Origin of the sequence: Microbacterium sp. IO18, assembly GCF_049099505.1 — a bacterium.
GTDB lineage: Bacteria > Actinomycetota > Actinomycetes > Actinomycetales > Microbacteriaceae > Microbacterium > Microbacterium aurugineum.
In genome coordinates this window covers 452,464-467,881 of sequence record NZ_JBMJAF010000001.1, presented here as the reverse complement: position 1 = coordinate 467,881, position 15,418 = coordinate 452,464, and the positions used below count along the sequence as shown (strand labels likewise).

Annotated in this window: 14 protein-coding genes; all 14 read right to left on the bottom strand. The window is 67.6% G+C overall.

Annotated elements, in window-relative coordinates; translation table 11 throughout:
- Positions 1-106: 106 nt before the first annotated feature.
- On the bottom strand, positions 107-1,555 hold the full coding sequence (pyk, locus tag ACLF6J_RS02300; protein WP_047519565.1) for a pyruvate kinase: 1,449 nt from the start codon (positions 1,553-1,555) through the stop codon (positions 107-109).
- A gap of 57 nt (positions 1,556-1,612) precedes the next feature.
- Complete coding sequence (locus ACLF6J_RS02295; RefSeq protein WP_134353723.1) at positions 1,613-3,079, bottom strand: glutamate synthase subunit beta; 1,467 nt, start codon at positions 3,077-3,079, stop codon at positions 1,613-1,615.
- Positions 3,072-7,595 (bottom strand): glutamate synthase large subunit, encoded by a 4,524-nt coding sequence (gltB, locus tag ACLF6J_RS02290; RefSeq protein WP_134354014.1) that lies wholly within the window; start codon positions 7,593-7,595, stop codon positions 3,072-3,074. Before gltB ends, ACLF6J_RS02295 begins: the two co-directional genes overlap by 8 nt.
- Before the next feature lie 143 nt (positions 7,596-7,738).
- The gene (lgt, locus tag ACLF6J_RS02285; RefSeq protein WP_047519559.1) at positions 7,739-8,764 is read right to left on the bottom strand and encodes a prolipoprotein diacylglyceryl transferase; all 1,026 of its coding nucleotides are present in this window, start codon (positions 8,762-8,764) and stop codon (positions 7,739-7,741) included.
- A gap of 10 nt (positions 8,765-8,774) precedes the next feature.
- Entirely contained in the window at positions 8,775-9,578 is an 804-nt protein-coding gene (trpA, locus tag ACLF6J_RS02280) for a tryptophan synthase subunit alpha (protein WP_134353724.1), read from the bottom strand.
- Complete coding sequence (trpB, locus tag ACLF6J_RS02275) at positions 9,575-10,843, bottom strand: tryptophan synthase subunit beta (protein WP_134354015.1); 1,269 nt, start codon at positions 10,841-10,843, stop codon at positions 9,575-9,577. Before trpB ends, trpA begins: the two co-directional genes overlap by 4 nt.
- Positions 10,843-11,616, bottom strand: a complete 774-nt coding sequence (gene trpC, locus ACLF6J_RS02270) for an indole-3-glycerol phosphate synthase TrpC (RefSeq protein WP_047519553.1) — start codon at positions 11,614-11,616, stop codon at positions 10,843-10,845. The genes trpB and trpC overlap by 1 nt, the downstream gene beginning before the upstream one ends.
- Positions 11,616-11,846: an HGxxPAAW family protein gene (locus ACLF6J_RS02265; protein ID WP_047519551.1), complete on the bottom strand. Its 231-nt coding sequence runs from the start codon at positions 11,844-11,846 to the stop codon at positions 11,616-11,618. Before ACLF6J_RS02265 ends, trpC begins: the two co-directional genes overlap by 1 nt.
- 47 nt (positions 11,847-11,893) lie before the next feature.
- Positions 11,894-12,481, bottom strand: a complete 588-nt coding sequence (locus tag ACLF6J_RS02260; protein ID WP_134353725.1) for a Trp biosynthesis-associated membrane protein — start codon at positions 12,479-12,481, stop codon at positions 11,894-11,896.
- Positions 12,478-12,837 (bottom strand): phosphoribosyl-AMP cyclohydrolase, encoded by a 360-nt coding sequence (gene hisI, locus ACLF6J_RS02255; RefSeq protein ID WP_134353726.1) that lies wholly within the window; start codon positions 12,835-12,837, stop codon positions 12,478-12,480. Before hisI ends, ACLF6J_RS02260 begins: the two co-directional genes overlap by 4 nt.
- Complete coding sequence (gene hisF / locus ACLF6J_RS02250) at positions 12,834-13,595, bottom strand: imidazole glycerol phosphate synthase subunit HisF (RefSeq protein WP_134353727.1); 762 nt, start codon at positions 13,593-13,595, stop codon at positions 12,834-12,836. Before hisF ends, hisI begins: the two co-directional genes overlap by 4 nt.
- The gene (gene hisG / locus ACLF6J_RS02245) at positions 13,595-14,437 is read right to left on the bottom strand and encodes an ATP phosphoribosyltransferase (protein ID WP_047519543.1); all 843 of its coding nucleotides are present in this window, start codon (positions 14,435-14,437) and stop codon (positions 13,595-13,597) included. Before hisG ends, hisF begins: the two co-directional genes overlap by 1 nt.
- 38 nt (positions 14,438-14,475) lie before the next feature.
- Positions 14,476-14,739 carry a phosphoribosyl-ATP diphosphatase gene (locus ACLF6J_RS02240; RefSeq protein WP_047519541.1) on the bottom strand — a complete coding sequence of 88 codons (264 nt, stop codon included), beginning with the start codon at positions 14,737-14,739 and terminating at the stop codon, positions 14,476-14,478.
- Positions 14,736-15,416 carry a ribulose-phosphate 3-epimerase gene (gene rpe, locus ACLF6J_RS02235; RefSeq protein WP_134353728.1) on the bottom strand — a complete coding sequence of 227 codons (681 nt, stop codon included), beginning with the start codon at positions 15,414-15,416 and terminating at the stop codon, positions 14,736-14,738. The genes ACLF6J_RS02240 and rpe overlap by 4 nt, the downstream gene beginning before the upstream one ends.
- Positions 15,417-15,418: the final 2 nt, after the last annotated feature.

The window sequence follows — 15,418 nt, the reverse complement described above, 5'->3', positions numbered from 1 at the left end:
GCCGATGACGTGCTCCTCAGAAGACGATGCGGACCCATGAGGGAAAACTACCGGATCGCACGGCAGAGGGGGCGAAGCCGAAGCTCCGCCCCCTCGATGCGCGATGTCAGACGCCGGCCTTGTAGATCGGTGCCGCGCCGCGGATCGCATCGCCCACCTTGTGCACGCGCAGGTCGTTGGTCGATCCGACGATTCCGGGAGGGGAACCGGAGATCACGACGACCTTGTCCCCCTCCTGTGCGAGACCGTTGCCGAGCAGATACTCGTCCACCTGGTGATACATCAGGTCGGTGTGCTGGACCATGTCGACCAGGGTGGAGCGGATGCCCCAGGTCAGAGCCATGCGGCGACGGATTCCCGGCTCCGGGGTGAACGCGATCATCGGGATGCGCGAACGCAGACGCGACAGACGACGCGCGGAATCCCCGGACTGCGTGAACACGCAGAGGAACTTCGCCTCGACGAACTCCGCCACCTCGAGAGCGGCGAGCGTGATCGCGCCTCCCTGCGTGCGGGGCTTGGTCGTCAGCGGCAGGATGCGCTCCAAGCCGTGCTCTTCCGTGGAGGCGATGATCCGTGCCATGGTCTCGACGACCACGACCGGGTAGTCGCCGACACTGGTCTCACCGGAGAGCATGACGGCATCCGCACCGTCGAGGACGGCGTTCGCGACGTCCGAGGTCTCGGCACGCGTGGGAACCGGGCTGCTGATCATCGACTCGAGCATCTGCGTCGCGACGATCACCGGCTTGGCCATCCGGCGAGCGATCTCGACGGCGCGCTTCTGCACGATCGGCACGGCCTCGAGCGGAAGCTCGACGCCCAGGTCACCACGGGCGACCATGATCGCATCGAACGCGTCGACGATCTCTTCCAGCGCATCGACGGCCTGCGGCTTCTCGACCTTGGCGATGACGGGAACCTTGACGCCCTCTTCCGCCATGATCTCGTGAACGCGGGTCACATCGGCGGCGTTGCGCACGAACGACAGCGCGATCAGATCGGCGCCGATGCGCAGTCCCCAGCGCAGGTCGTCTTCGTCCTTCTCGCTGAGAGCAGGGACGTTGACGGCGACGCCGGGAAGGTTGATGCCCTTGTTGTTGGAGACGGCACCGGCGACGATGACCTTGGTGGTCACCGTGACGCCGTCGGTCTCGACGACCTCGACGCGCACCTTGCCGTCGTCGATCAGGAGGAAGTCACCCGGCTTGACGTCTTGCGGGAGGCCCTTGAAGGTCGTTCCGCAGATCTCCTTGTTGCCGATGATGTCTTCGGTCGTGATCTTGAAGATGTCGCCCTTGGCGAGTTCGTACGGCCCGTCCTCGAACTTGCCGAGGCGGATCTTCGGCCCCTGCAGGTCGACGAGGATCGCGACGGGACGACCGGCATCCTCTGCGGCACGACGCACGTTCGCGTAGTTGTTCTCGTGAACCGAGTAGTCGCCGTGGCTGAGGTTCAGTCGCGCGACGTCCACCCCCGCATCGATCAGTGCGCGCACCGTCTCATACGTGGAAGTTGCGGGGCCCAAGGTGGCGACGATTTTCGCGCGTCTCAACAGATACTCCAGGGTAGAAATGGGGGATGTAAATCAGGCGACGGTGCCGGCCTCAGCCTACGCGGGCTGGAGACCGATCGCGACATCACTCGGTCGCACCGGCTCGGGAAGCACGGTGGTGCCCATCAGGAAGCGATCGACGTTCGCGGCAGCGGCGCGACCCTCGGCGATGGCCCATACGATGAGCGACTGACCGCGACCGGCGTCTCCGGCGACGAACACTCCGGGAACCGTCGACTCGTACGACGAGTCGCGACGGAAGGCGCCACGGTCGGTGACCTGCGGAAGCGTGTCTTCGGTGTATCCCTCCTGCTCGGGTCCGGTGAAGCCCATCGCGATCAGGACCAGATCCGCGGGGATCTCTCGCTCGGTGCCGCTCTTGGGGACGCGGCGGCCGTCGACGTACTCGGTCTCGGCCACGCGCAGCGCACGCACCTCACCGACGTCGTTTCCGAGGAACTCGACGGTGGACGCGAGGTACACCCGCTCTCCACCCTCCTCGTGGGCGGACGACACCTCGAAGATCGTCGGCATCATCGGCCACGGCTGGTGGTCCGGACGGACGTCGCCCGGCTGCATGCCGATCGCCAGGTTGGTGACGCTGAGAGCGCCCTGACGGTGCGCGGTGCCGATGCAGTCCGCTCCGGTGTCTCCACCGCCGATGACGATGACGTGCTTGCCCTCCGCGCTGATCTGGTCGGTGACCTTGTCGCCCGCGACCGCGTGATTGGACTCGACGAGGTACTCCATGGCGAAGTGCACGCCGTCGAGGTCACGGCCGGGGATGGCGAGGTCACGTGGAACCGTGGACCCCGTCGCGATGACGACGGCGTCGTAGCGGGCACGCAGGTCGGGCCAGGAGATGTCCTTGCCGATCTCCACACCGGCACGGAAGCGCGTGCCCTCCTCCTGCATCTGGCGAAGGCGCGATTCGAGCTGCGTCTTCTCCATCTTGAAGTCCGGGATGCCGTAGCGCAGCAGACCGCCGATGCGGTCGTCCCGCTCGAAGACCGCGACCGTGTGCCCGGCGCGGGTGAGCTGCTGGGCGGCAGCGAGACCCGCGGGGCCCGATCCGACCACGGCGACCGTCTTTCCTGTGAGGCGCTCGGGCGGCTCCGGCTCGACCCACCCCTTCGCGAAGGCCTCATCGATGATCGAGACCTCGATCTGCTTGATCGTGACCGCCGGCTGGTTGATGCCGAGCACGCAAGAGCTCTCGCAGGGCGCGGGGCACAGCCGCCCCGTGAACTCCGGGAAGTTGTTCGTGGCGTGCAGGCGCTCGATCGCCGCGCGGCCCTCACCGCGCCAGGTGAGGTCGTTCCACTCGGGGATCAGGTTGCCGAGCGGGCATCCCTGATGACAGAACGGCACGCCGCAGTCCATGCAGCGTCCGGCTTGACGACGCAGGACCTGCTTGTCGCCCGGCTCGTAGACCTCTTTCCAGTCCATGATGCGCACAGGCACCGGACGACGTGCGGGAAGTTCCCGCTCGGTCACCTTCAGAAAGCCTTTGGGGTCAGCCACCGGTCACCTCCAGGATGCGGTTCCAAACGATGTCGCCGTCGGGGTCGATCCCCTCGGCCAGTGCTTCTTCGCGCATGCTCCGCACCGCGGCGAAGTCGCGAGGAAGCACCTTCACGAACTCCGCGGCGACGTCATCGAAGTTCTCGAGGAGCGCGGAGGCCCGCGGTGAGGCCGTGCGCTCGGCATGCGCGACCAACAGGCTTCGCAGCACCTCGAGATCTGCGCGATCGAGTGGTTCGAGCAGCAGTTCTCCACTCCCGAGCGACTGCGCGTTCACCTTGCTGGTGTCGAGGGCGTGCACGTAGGCCACTCCCCCGGACATACCGGCGCCGAAGTTGCGGCCGGTCGAGCCGAGGATCACAGCCAGGCCACCCGTCATGTACTCGAGCGCGTGGTCGCCCACTCCCTCGACGACGGCGGTCGCGCCCGAGTTGCGGACGAGGAAGCGTTCACCGACGACACCGGAGATGAACATCGTCCCCGACGTCGCGCCATAGCCGATCACGTTGCCGGCGATCACGTTGTCCTCCGGAGCAATGGAGGACCCGCGCGGCGGGCGGATGGTGATGTCTCCACCGGACAGCCCCTTGCCGACGTAGTCGTTCGCGTCGCCCTCAAGTCGGAGCACGATGCCCGGCGGCAGGAACGCGCCGAGCGACTGCCCCGCGGTGCCGTGCAGTGTGACGTCGATGGTTCCCTCAGGCAAGCCGGCGGCGCCGTGGCGCGAAGTGACCTGATGTCCCAGCATCGTCCCCACGGCACGCTCGGTGTTCGCGATGGGCAGCTCCGCCACGACGGGTTCGCCGTTGAGCAGCGCCCCCTTCGCGATGTCGATGAGCTGCACGTCGAAGTGCTTCTCGAGTTCGTGATCCTGCGCGCGGCCGCTGCGACGCGGCTCGCCCGCCGGGAAGGCCGGGCCTTCGAGCACGGGCGTCAGGTCGAGACCCTCTGCCTTCCAGTGCTCCACGGCAGCGTTCACCTCGATGAGATCGGCGCGCCCGATCACCTCGTCGAGAGAGCGGTATCCCAGCTCGGCGAGGAGTTCGCGCACCTCTTCGGCGATGAACTCCATGAAGTTCACGACGAACTCGGGCTTTCCCGTGAAGCGCTCGCGCAGCACCGGGTTCTGGGTCGCGACGCCGACCGGGCAGGTGTCGAGGTGGCAGACCCGCATCATGATGCAGCCGCTGACCACGAGGGGCGCCGTCGCGAAACCGAACTCCTCCGCTCCCAGCAGCGCACCGATGATCACGTCACGACCGGTCTTGAGCTGACCGTCGACCTGCACGACGACACGGTCCCGCATGCCGTTGAGCATGAGCGTCTGCTGGGTCTCGGCGAGACCGAGCTCCCACGGCGTGCCGGCGTGCTTGAGCGAGTTCAACGGGCTCGCTCCTGTTCCACCGTCGTGGCCGGAGACGAGGATCACGTCGCTCAAAGCCTTGGCGACACCCGCCGACACCGCACCGATGCCCGACTGGCTCACCAGCTTGGTGTGGATACGCGCCTCGGGGTTCGCCCGCTTCAGGTCGAAGATGAGCTGCTTGAGGTCTTCGATCGAGTAGATGTCATGGTGCGGCGGTGGCGAGATGAGACCGACACCGGCCGTCGCGTGACGGGTGCGGGCGACCCAGGGGTAGACCTTGGTCGGCGGCAGCTGTCCTCCCTCGCCGGGCTTGGCCCCCTGAGCGAGCTTGATCTGGATGTCGTCCGCCTCGGTGAGGTAGAGGCTGGTCACACCGAAACGACCGGAGGCGACCTGCTTGATCGCGCTGCGGCGTTCCGGGTCGACCAGGCGATCCGGGTCCTCGCCGCCTTCACCGGTGTTCGACTTCCCGCCGATCCTGTTCATGGCGATCGCGAGCGTCTCGTGCGCCTCCCGGGAGATCGAGCCATAGCTCATCGCCCCCGTCGAGAACCTCTTGACGATCGCGGACACCGGCTCGACCTCGTCCAGCGGGACGGGCTTGCGGGTGCCGGTGCGCAGCGTGAACAGCCCGCGCAGCGTCTTCAGCTCCGCCGCCTGCTCGTCGACGAGCTTCGTGTATTCCCGGAAGATGTCGTAGCGACGCGTGCGGGTCGAGTGCTGAAGCTTGAACACCGTCTCCGGGTTGAACAGGTGCGGAGAGCCGTCACGGCGCCACTGGTACTCGCCACCGGTCCACAGACGCTCGTGCGCGCGCGCCGCCGCATCCTCCGGGTAGGCGTAGTCGTGACGCGCCTGGTTCTCGGCGAAGATCTCCTCGATGCCGACGCCGCCGAGCTTGGACTCGGTGCGCGTGAAGTAGGCGTCGATGAACTCCTGGCTGAGGCCGACGGCCTCGAACACCTGAGCGCCCGCGTAGGACGACACGGTGGAGATGCCCATCTTCGACATGATCTTGAGCACGCCCTTGCCGAGGGCGTAGATCAGGTTCTTGACCGCCTTCTCGGGCGTGATGCCGTTGATGTAGCCGGTGCGTACGAGGTGCTCGACCGTCTCCATCGCGAGATACGGGTTCACCGCAGATGCGCCGTAACCGATCAGCGTCGCGACGTGGTGCACTTCACGCACGTCACCGGCCTCGACGATGAGCCCGACCTTCATGCGGTTCTCACGCCGGATGAGGTGGTGGTGGATCGCCGACACCATCAGCAGGGACGGGATCGGGGTGAGGTCCTTGTTCGAGTCACGGTCCGACAGGATGATGAACTCGGCGCCGTTCTCGATCGCCTCGTCGACCTCCGCGCACATCTCGGTGAGACGGTCCTGCAGGGTCTGGGGGCCCGCGTCGAAATGGTAGAGGCCGCGGATGGTCACACTCGACCGGCCGGGCATCGCCTTGTCGATGTGACGGATCTTCGCGAGCTCGTCGTTGTCGATCACGGGGAAGTCGAGCGACACGGTGCGGGTGTGCTCCGGCCCCCAGGAGAGCAGATTGCTCTCGGGCCCGAGACCCAGCTTGAGACTCGTGACGACCTCTTCACGGATCGAGTCGAGCGGCGGGTTCGTCACCTGTGCGAACTGCTGCGTGAAGTAGTCGAAGAGCAGTCGCGGACGCTTGCTGAGCACCGCGATAGGCGTGTCGGAGCCCATGGCACCGAGGGGCTCGACGCCGGTCTGACCCATCGGGGTGAGCAGGATGCGGACTTCTTCCTCGGTGTATCCGAAGGTCCGCTGACGGCGGGTGATCGAGGCCGGAGGGTGCACGATGTGCTCGCGCTCCGGCAGCTCGGCGAGACGCACGGCGCCGGCATCCAGCCACTCCTGCCACGGGTGCATGGTGGCGAGGTCGCGCTTGATCTCGCTGTCCTCGACGATGCGACGCTGTGCCGTGTCGACGAGGAACATCTTTCCTGGCTGCAGTCGGCCGCGACGCTTGATGCGCTCCGGCTCGAACTGCAGCACACCGGTCTCGGAGCCGATCACGACCAGACCGTCGGTCGTCTCCGTCCACCGTCCCGGGCGGAGACCGTTGCGGTCGAGTGTGGCGCCGACGAGCGTGCCGTCGGTGAAGATGAGGGCAGCGGGACCGTCCCACGGCTCCATCTGGTTCGAGTGGTACTCGTAGAACGAACGCAGCTCCGGCGAGATGTCGGTCTGCTTCTCATAAGCCTCCGGAACCATCATCATGATGGCGTGCGGCAGGCTCCGTCCGGTGAGTGTGAGCAGCTCGAGCACCTCGTCGAAAGAGGCGGAGTCGCTCGCGCCATCGGTGCAGATCGGCAGCAGCGGATCGATGTCGCCGAGCAACTCCGATTCCAACTGCGACTGGCGTGCACGCATCCAGTTGCGGTTCCCGCCGACGGTGTTGATCTCACCGTTGTGCGCGAGCATCCGCAGCGGCTGCGCGAGCGGCCACGACGGGAAGGTGTTCGTGGAGTACCGGGAGTGCACCACTGCGAGCTCGGAGGCGAAACGCTCGTCCTGCAGGTCGGGGTAGAACGGCTCGAGCTGCAGCGTCGTGACCATGCCCTTGTAGCCGAGCGTGCGGGCCGAGAGCGAGACGAAGTACGCGCCGAGTTCGTGTCCTGCACGCTTGCGCAGGCGGTAGGCGACACGGTCGAGGGCGATGCCCGTGAGCGGCGCATCGGCGTGGGTCGCTCCCCCGGCGCTCACGAAGAGCTGCTCGAAGGCGGGACGCGCCTCATCGGCGAGCTTGCCGAGGTTCTCGTTGGCTGTGGGGACATCGCGCCACCCGAGGACACGGAGTCCTTCCGAGCGGGCGATCTTCTCGATCCCGGCCTTCTGCTGACGGCGCTCGCTCGAATCGCGAGGCAGGAACGCCAGCCCCGCGGCATACTCGCCCACCGGCGGCAGCTCGAAGCCGACCACAGCGCGGAGGAACGCATCGGGCATCTGCGTCAGGATGCCCGCACCGTCTCCGGTTCCGGCGTCGGAACCGATGGCACCACGGTGCTCCAGATTGCGAAGAGCCTGAAGGGCCAACGCGATGATGTCGTGCCCGGCTTCGCCGCGCAGCGTGGCGACCATGGCCAGGCCGCAGGCGTCCTTCTCGAACGCCGGGTTGTACATGCCCTGCTTCGGGGGGTATGCGCCGGAGGCGCCGTAAGGGGGCTGGAAGTACACCAGTTACCGTCCTCAGATCGTCGAGTGAAACCCGGGGACGACGTCGGCCCGCTCGTTCAGTGCAATGGTTCTCCCGCCACGAGGCGGCGTTATCGAGAGCCGTCCTCGCTCGTGGGAGCAGTGCTTGTGGCGGTGGCTCCTGCGGTGACTTCTTCGGTCGGAGGCTCGCTCACGTCTACGAAGTCAGAGGGATTGTTCTGCGATTGTACATCAGCGTCCGCGTCGGTCCGTTCGCGGCCCGGCTGATACGGCGAGGGCTCGAGACCGGGGTGGCGACGCGTCTGCACGATGAGGATCGCGAGACCCACGAGGACGCCGATGATGGCCGCGAGGACGTTGCTGCGCAGCCCCAGGATGATCTCGCTCGGGTCGATGCGGATCGACTCCCAGACGATGCGTCCCGCGCTGTACCAGATGAGGTACATCGCGAACAGGCGACCCCACTGGAAGAAGAGCTTGCGGCCGAGCCAGAGCAGGACGATGACGCCCAGCCCGTTCCACAGCACCTCGTAGAGGAAGGTCGGGTGGAACAGCGTGCCCTCGGGAAGACCGGGAGGGAACGCGGAGTTCGTGGACTCGATCTCCAGTCCCCACGGCAGGTCGGTGGGGAGGCCGAAGAGTTCGTGGTTGAACCAGTTGCCGAAGCGACCCATGGCCTGCGCGAGCAGCAGCCCCGGCGCCAGAGCGTCGGCGAACGTCCAGAACCGGATGCCGGTCCAGCGGCAGCCGAGATACGCACCGATCGCGCCACCGATGAGCGCACCGAAGATCGCGATACCGCCCTCCCAGATGGCCCACACCGAGCCCGGTTGGAAGGGGTTCCAGGTGTTGATGCCCTCGCCGAAGTAGTCGTTCGGGTGGGTGAGCACGTGGAAGATCCGGGCGCCGATGATCGCCAGGGGCACCGCCAGGATCGAGATGTCGATCACGACCCACGGCTCCGCACCGCGCTTGGTGAGACGGTGGTTGGTCAGCAGCGTCGCGGCGATGATGCCCGCGATGATGCACAGCGCATAGAAGTGGATCCGTATGGGCCCGAGGTCGAAGTAGGACACCGGGGGGCTCGGGATGCTGGCGAGCACACCGGTGAAGGTGCTGTGGAGCGCGAGTGACATGAGTGCGATTCTAGTTCTCGTGATCGGGGCGCGCCGACGAGGTGCCGGCGGCCAGGTTGCGGGTGACCTCGGCGAGGGCGGGGACGCCGCCGTCGCGCAGGGCACGGACGAGGGCTGTGCCGACGATGGCACCGTCGGCGTACTCCGACACCCCGGCGATCTGTTCGGCCGTGGAGATGCCGATGCCCACGCACGCGCGTCGGGCGCCGTGCGCGCGCAGACGTCCGACGAGGGTGCGTGCGGCGCGGTCGAGTTCGGCGCGTTCGCCCGTGATACCCATCGTCGAGACGGTGTACACGAACCCGGTGGACGACGTCACGACGAGGTCGAGCCGCTCGTCGGAGGAGGTGGGCGCAGCCAGGAACACGCGGTCGAGGCCCGTCCGCGCGCTCGCGGCGATCCACTCCCCCGCGGCATCGGGCGTGATGTCGGGCGTGATGAGTCCGGCGCCGCCCGCGGCGAGCAGGTCATCCGCATAGCGGTCGACGCCGTACTGCATGACCGGGTTCCAGTACGTCATGACGAGGACCGGCACATCGGTCGCAGCCGTGATGGCGCGGATCGCCGTGAAGAGGTCGGCCATCCGGAAGCCCGCGGCCAGAGCCGTGGTGGTCGCCTCCTGGATGATCGCGCCGTCCATCACCGGGTCGCTGTACGGCGGCCCCAGCTCGATGATGTCGACACCGTTCTCGGCGAGGGCGATGGCCGCCTGGATGCTCGTCTCGAGGTCGGGGAATCCGACGGGCAGGTAGCCGACGAACGCGCTGCGGCCGGCGTCCTGGGCGCGCTGGATCGCCTGTTCGACTCGGCTCATAGCTGGGGCTCCCCCTTCGATGCGAGCTCTTCCTCGGCGCTCTCCTCCGCGACCTCGTGGGCCAGAGCGGCCTGGTCGTAGAGCTCGAAATAGCGGGCTGCGGTGTCCATGTCCTTGTCGCCACGACCCGAGAGACACACCGCGATGACTCCGTCGGGACCGAGCTCGCGCCCGACGCGCAGCGCACCGGCGAGGGCATGGGCGGATTCGATGGCGGGGATGATCCCCTCCGTCCGACTCAGCAGACGCAGAGCCTGCATGGCTTCGTCGTCGGTCGCCGGGATGTACTCCGCGCGGCCGATGTCCGCGAGCCAGGCGTGCTCCGGGCCGACACCGGGATAGTCGAGCCCCGCGGAGATCGAGTGCGACTCGATCGTCTGGCCGTCCTCATCCTGGAGCACGTAGGTCTTGGCACCGTGCAGCACACCGGGTCGCCCACGCTCGATCGATGCCGCGTGCTTCTCGGTGTCGACGCCGTCGCCCGCCGCCTCCACGCCGTAGAGCGCGACGCCCTCATCGTCGAGGAACGCATCGAACATGCCGATCGCATTCGATCCGCCGCCCACGCACGCGAGGACCGCATCGGGGAGCCGTCCGACCTCGTCGAGGAGTTGCGCACGCGCCTCCTCGCCGATGATCTTCTGGAAGTCGCGGACCATCGCCGGGAAGGGGTGCGGTCCTGCGGCGGTGCCGAAGATGTAGTTGGTGGTCTCGACCGACGCCACCCAGTCGCGGTAGGCATCGTTGATCGCGTCCTTGAGCGTGCGGGAACCGGACGTCACCGGAACGACCTCCGCACCGAGCAGGCGCATGCGGGCCACGTTGAGCGCCTGACGCTCGGTGTCGACCTCACCCATGTAGATCGTGCAGTCCAAGCCGAACAGCGCCGCAGCGGTGGCGGTCGCGACGCCGTGCTGTCCGGCGCCCGTCTCGGCGATCACGCGGGTCTTGCCGAGCCGTTTGGTCAGCAGCGCCTGTCCGAGGACGTTGTTGATCTTGTGCGAACCCGTGTGGTTGAGGTCTTCCCGCTTGAGGAAGACGCGTGCCCCACCGGCGTGCTCGGCGAACCGCGGCACCTCGGTGATCGCGGACGGCCTCCCGGCGTACGAGCTCAGCAGGTGCGCGAGCTCAGCCCGGAAATCGGGGTCGACGATCGCCGCCTCGTACGCCACGGTCAACTCGTCGATCGCGGCGATGAGCGACTCGGGCATGTAACGCCCGCCGAATTCGCCGAAGAAAGGACCGTGCTGGTCGCGCAGGCTCATCATGCCTCCAGGAAACGCGTGAGAGTGGCGACGGGGTCGCCGGTGACGAGAGCCTCGCCGATCAGGACGACGTCGGCGCCGGCGGAGCGGTAGTGCGCGACGTCTTCGGGGGTGAGCACTGCGGACTCGGCGATCTTCACCGCCGTGTCCGGGATCCGATCCACCAGGCGACCGAACAGGTCGCGGTCGAGTTCGAGTGTCTTCAGATCACGCGCGTTCACACCGATCAGCGGAGAACCGAGGTCGATGGCGGCTTCGAGCTCCTCGGCCGAATGCGTCTCGACGAGAGGCGTCATGCCGAGTTCGGTGATGAACCCGAAGAGGTCTCGAAGCACCTCGGCGTCGAGACCGGCGACGATGAGGAGGACGAGATCAGCGCCCGCGGCACGGGCCTCGAGGACCTGGTAGCGGGTCGCGATGAAGTCCTTGCGCAGCACCGGCAACGAGACCCTGGCGGTGACCGCCTCGAGGTCGGCGAGGCTCCCCCCGAATCGACGTTCCTCGGTCAGCACGCTGATCGCCGAGGCGCCTCCCTCTTCGTAGAGAGATGCCTGGAGCGCCGGGTCGGGGATCTCCGCGAGAGCGCCGCGCGAGGGGCTCGCGCGCTTGACCTCGGCGATGATCTTCACACGATCGGCCGGCGCGAGGAACGCCAGCGCGTCCTTCGCGGCGGGACGCGCGAGCGCATCGCGCTCCACGGCGGCCAACGGGCGCGATGAGGCGCGACGCTCAGCGTCTGCGACAGCGCCGGCCGTCAGGTCGGCGAGGACCATTAGTGCGCCTTCGGAGCGTACTTCGGACCCTTCACGCCATAGCCGGCCTTGGCCAGCACCCAGCCCATGATCGCGCCGATGGGAACGAGAGCGATCGAGATCATCACGAGGACCGGCTGCTCGAAGCAGAACGCGACAGTGGCGGCGGCGACGCCGACCAGCATGATGACGACGGCGGTCCAGGCGGCAGGCGAATGTCCGTGGCCGGGATCGGCGATCGGGTTGGTCATGTTCTCCTCCGGGGGACGACGTGCAGTTCGGAATCAGTCTATCTGGGTCAACGAGTCGGATCGGTCCCGCGGGACAGCTCGTCCCACGAATCGACGGCATCCACAGGCCCATCGTGGGCGACGTCGACGCGATCGGTGCGGTACCGACGTCCGCCCGTCTTCCATCCGCGCCAGGTCACGAGGACGACGACGGACGCGACCAGCAGGATCGCCCAGCCGACCAGCGCGATGTACGGCCACGCGGAAGGCACGATGCTCAGGACCGTCTCGTGGACCGCCGCGCCGCCGGCCAGACCCGTCACCTCGGTCACGGTGGCGGCGACGGCGCCGAACGGCTCGGTGAGCAGGAGCTGGAGTGTCGACCAGCCGAGGAACAGTGCTGTCGCGGCCGCCAGCACTCCGAAGACGAGGCGGACCGCCTTGCCGGCGATCGAGAGCGCCGCGCCGAGGGCGAGAACCGCAAGGCTGAGCGGGGCGAGGAGAACGAGGGCGGACGCGCCGGGCACGAGGATCGCTTCTCCCGCATCCGCGCGCTCGACCGTGAACCAGGTCTGGGTCGAGGAGATGATGCCGATCGCGCCGGCGAGCAGGAAGCCGGACACCGAGATCGAACGACCGCGCTTCGCGAGAGTCACGACTGCTCCTCCCCTACCACGGCCCCGAGGTCGGTCGTGTCGAAACAAGTGCGGGTACCCGTGTGGCAGGCCGGACCGTGCTGCGCCACGAGGAGCAGGATGGCGTCCCCGTCGCAGTCCAGCCGCGCTTCGCGCACGACCTGGATGTGACCCGAGGTGTCGCCCTTCCGCCAGTACTCCTGTCGTGAACGCGACCAGTACGTGGCGCGGCCGGAGGTCAGGGTGCGTCGCAGGGCCTCCGCGTCGACCCACGCGAGCATGAGGACCTCTCGCGTGTCCCACTGCTGCACGATCACCGGGGCGAGACCGTCCGCATTGAAGTCGACCTGCGCGATGCGCTCGTCCACGGTGGTCATCTGATCACCATTCCCTCTGCGCGGAGCGCATCCTTGACGTCGCCGACCGTGAGTGCGCCGGTGTGGAACACGCTCGCCGCCAGGACCGCATCGGCTCCCGCTTTGATGGCCGGAGCGAAGTCGGCGGCCTTCCCCGCACCGCCCGAGGCGATCACGGGCACCGACGCGACCTCACGCATCAGGCGCACCAGCTCGAGATCGAAACCGTCTCGCGTGCCGTCGGCGTCGATGGAGTTCACGAGGAGCTCCCCGGCTCCTCGATCGACGGCTTCACGAGCCCAGTCGAGTGCATCGAGCGTCGTCTCCGTGCGACCGCCGTGCGTCGTGACGACGAACCCGGAGGACGTGGTCGGGGCACGCTTCACGTCGAGGGACAGGACGAGCACCTGGGCGCCGAAGCGGTCCGCGATCTCTCCGATGAGGTCTGGGCGCGAGATCGCGGCGGAGTTCACGCCCACCTTGTCGGCACCGACCGAGAGCAGTCGGGCCACGTCTTCCACGGTGCGCACTCCCCCGCCCACGGTCAACGGCACGAAGACCTGCTCGGCGGTGCGCTGCACCACGTCGTAAGTGGTCGCCCGGGCGTCGACCGTCGCGGTCACATCGAGGAAGGTGATCTCGTCAGCACCCTGTGCCGCATAGTGCCGTGCCAGCTCGACAGGGTCACCCATGTCCCGCAGGTTCTCGAAGTTGACGCCCTTGACGACGCGACCGGCGGCGACATCGAGGCACGGGATGACACGACTGGCGAGAGTCATCACAGCCTCGCGTTGTGGATGGCCGTCACCAGGATCGCGCGCGCGCCCAGGGCGTAGAGCGCATCCATGACGGGGTTAACGCGCGAGCGCGCGACCATGACGCGCACGGCCACCCACTCGGGGTCGCGGAGCGGGGAGACGGTCGGCGATTCCACGCCTCCGGCGATCTTCACGGCGTCGTCGAGGAGCGCGACCGGGAGGTCGTAGTCGATCATCACGAACCGTCGTGCGACCATCACGCCACGCAGGCGGCGGAGCAGCGTCTCCGCACCGTCCGCATCGACCGGTCCGGCGATGAGCACCGCCTCCGACTCCAGGATGACGGGGCCGAACACATCGAGACCCGCCTGACGCAGTGTGGTCCCGGTCTCGACGACGTCGGCGACCGCATCGGCGACCCCGAGTCGGACCGCGGACTCGACTGCGCCGTCGAGCGGCACCAGGTCGACCGCGATGTCGCGCTCGTCGAGGAACGCATCCACCAGGCCCGGGTAGGAGGTGGCGACGCGCAGCCCGTCGAGCTCCGACACGTCGGTGTAACGCCCCGTCGGTGCAGCGAAGCGGAACGTGGAGCCGGCGAACCCGAGCGCCTCGATCTCGCGCGCGCCGGGCATCCGCGCATCGAGCAGGAGGTCGCGTCCGGTGATGCCGACGTCGATGGCGCCGGAACCCACGTAGGTCGCGATGTCCTTGGGACGGAGGAAGAAGAACTCGACGTCGTTCTCGGCGTCGACGACATGGAGGGTCTTGGGATCACGACGCCCGGCGTAGCCCGCTTCGGCGAGCATCTCGGCGGCGGTCTCGGAGAGGGAGCCCTTGTTGGGAACAGCGATGCGCAGCATGGATGGCTTTCAGTTCGAGGAGGTCGGAACGGAGCGCATCACAGATGTCGGTAGACGTCCTGCAGGCTGAGCCCCTTCGCGAGCATCATCACCTGGACGTGGTACAGCAGCTGGGAGATCTCCTCGGCGGCAGCGTCGTCGGACTCGTACTCCGACGCCATCCACACCTCGGCGGCTTCTTCCACGATCTTCTTGCCGATCGTGTGCACGCCGCCGTCGAGTTCGGCGACCGTGCCCGATCCTTCAGGGCGGGTCTCTGCCTTGACGCTGAGCTCGGCGAACAGCTCGTCGAAAGTCTTCACGCTTCCAGGCTAGCGGCTCGGGCGAGGTCTCTCAGCCGGGTGACGGCCGCCTCGACGTCATCGGCTCCGTACACGGCCGATCCGGCGACGAAGGTGTCGGCGCCGGCCGCCGCGGCGATCTCGATCGTGCGATCGGAGATGCCCCCGTCGACCTGGAGCCAGACCCGGGAGCCCCGCCGACGCGCCTCTGCCGCCAGCGCCTCGAGCTTGGGCATCGTCTCCGGCATGAAGCTCTGCCCGCCGAAGCCCGGTTCGACCGTCATCACGAGGATCTGGTCGAACTCATCGAGGATCTCGAACAACGAGTCGACGGGCGTGGCCGGCTTCACCGCGACACCCGCACGGGATCCGATGTCACGCAGTCGGCGAGCGAGCGCCACGGGGTCGGACGCGGCCTCCAGATGGAACGTGACACTCGCGGCGCCGATCTCGGCGTACTCCGGTGCCCACCGCTCCGGCTCCGTGATCATCAGGTGGACATCGAGCGGGATGGAGCTGGTCGCCTGGATCCGCTCGACCATCTGCGGGCCGAACGTCAGGTTCGGCACGAAGTGGTTGTCCATCACGTCGACATGGGCGAAGTCCGCGGTGGCGATCCGGGCGAGATCCGCCTGCATGTTCACGAAATCGGCGGCGAGGATACTCGGGTTGATGCGCGGGGCGCGGGGCAGATCCACGG

What these genes read in the sequence shown, in the direction of transcription:
- hisG (WP_047519543.1), bottom strand. Translation starts at nt 14,437, where the DNA reads ATGCTGCGCATCGCTGTTCCCAACAAGGGCTCCCTCTCCGAGACCGCC.
- gltB (WP_134354014.1), bottom strand. Translation starts at nt 7,595, where the DNA reads ATGTACAACCCGGCGTTCGAGAAGGACGCCTGCGGCCTGGCCATGGTC.
- hisI (WP_134353726.1), bottom strand. Translation starts at nt 12,837, where the DNA reads ATGACCACCGTGGACGAGCGCATCGCGCAGGTCGACTTCAATGCGGAC.
- hisF (WP_134353727.1), bottom strand. Translation starts at nt 13,595, where the DNA reads ATGACTCTCGCCAGTCGTGTCATCCCGTGCCTCGATGTCGCCGCCGGT.
- lgt (WP_047519559.1), bottom strand. Translation starts at nt 8,764, where the DNA reads ATGTCACTCGCGCTCCACAGCACCTTCACCGGTGTGCTCGCCAGCATC.
- trpC (WP_047519553.1), bottom strand. Translation starts at nt 11,616, where the DNA reads ATGGTCCTCGCCGACCTGACGGCCGGCGCTGTCGCAGACGCTGAGCGT.
- ACLF6J_RS02265 (WP_047519551.1), bottom strand. Translation starts at nt 11,846, where the DNA reads ATGACCAACCCGATCGCCGATCCCGGCCACGGACATTCGCCTGCCGCC.
- trpB (WP_134354015.1), bottom strand. Translation starts at nt 10,843, where the DNA reads ATGAGCCTGCGCGACCAGCACGGTCCTTTCTTCGGCGAATTCGGCGGG.
- trpA (WP_134353724.1), bottom strand. Translation starts at nt 9,578, where the DNA reads ATGAGCCGAGTCGAACAGGCGATCCAGCGCGCCCAGGACGCCGGCCGC.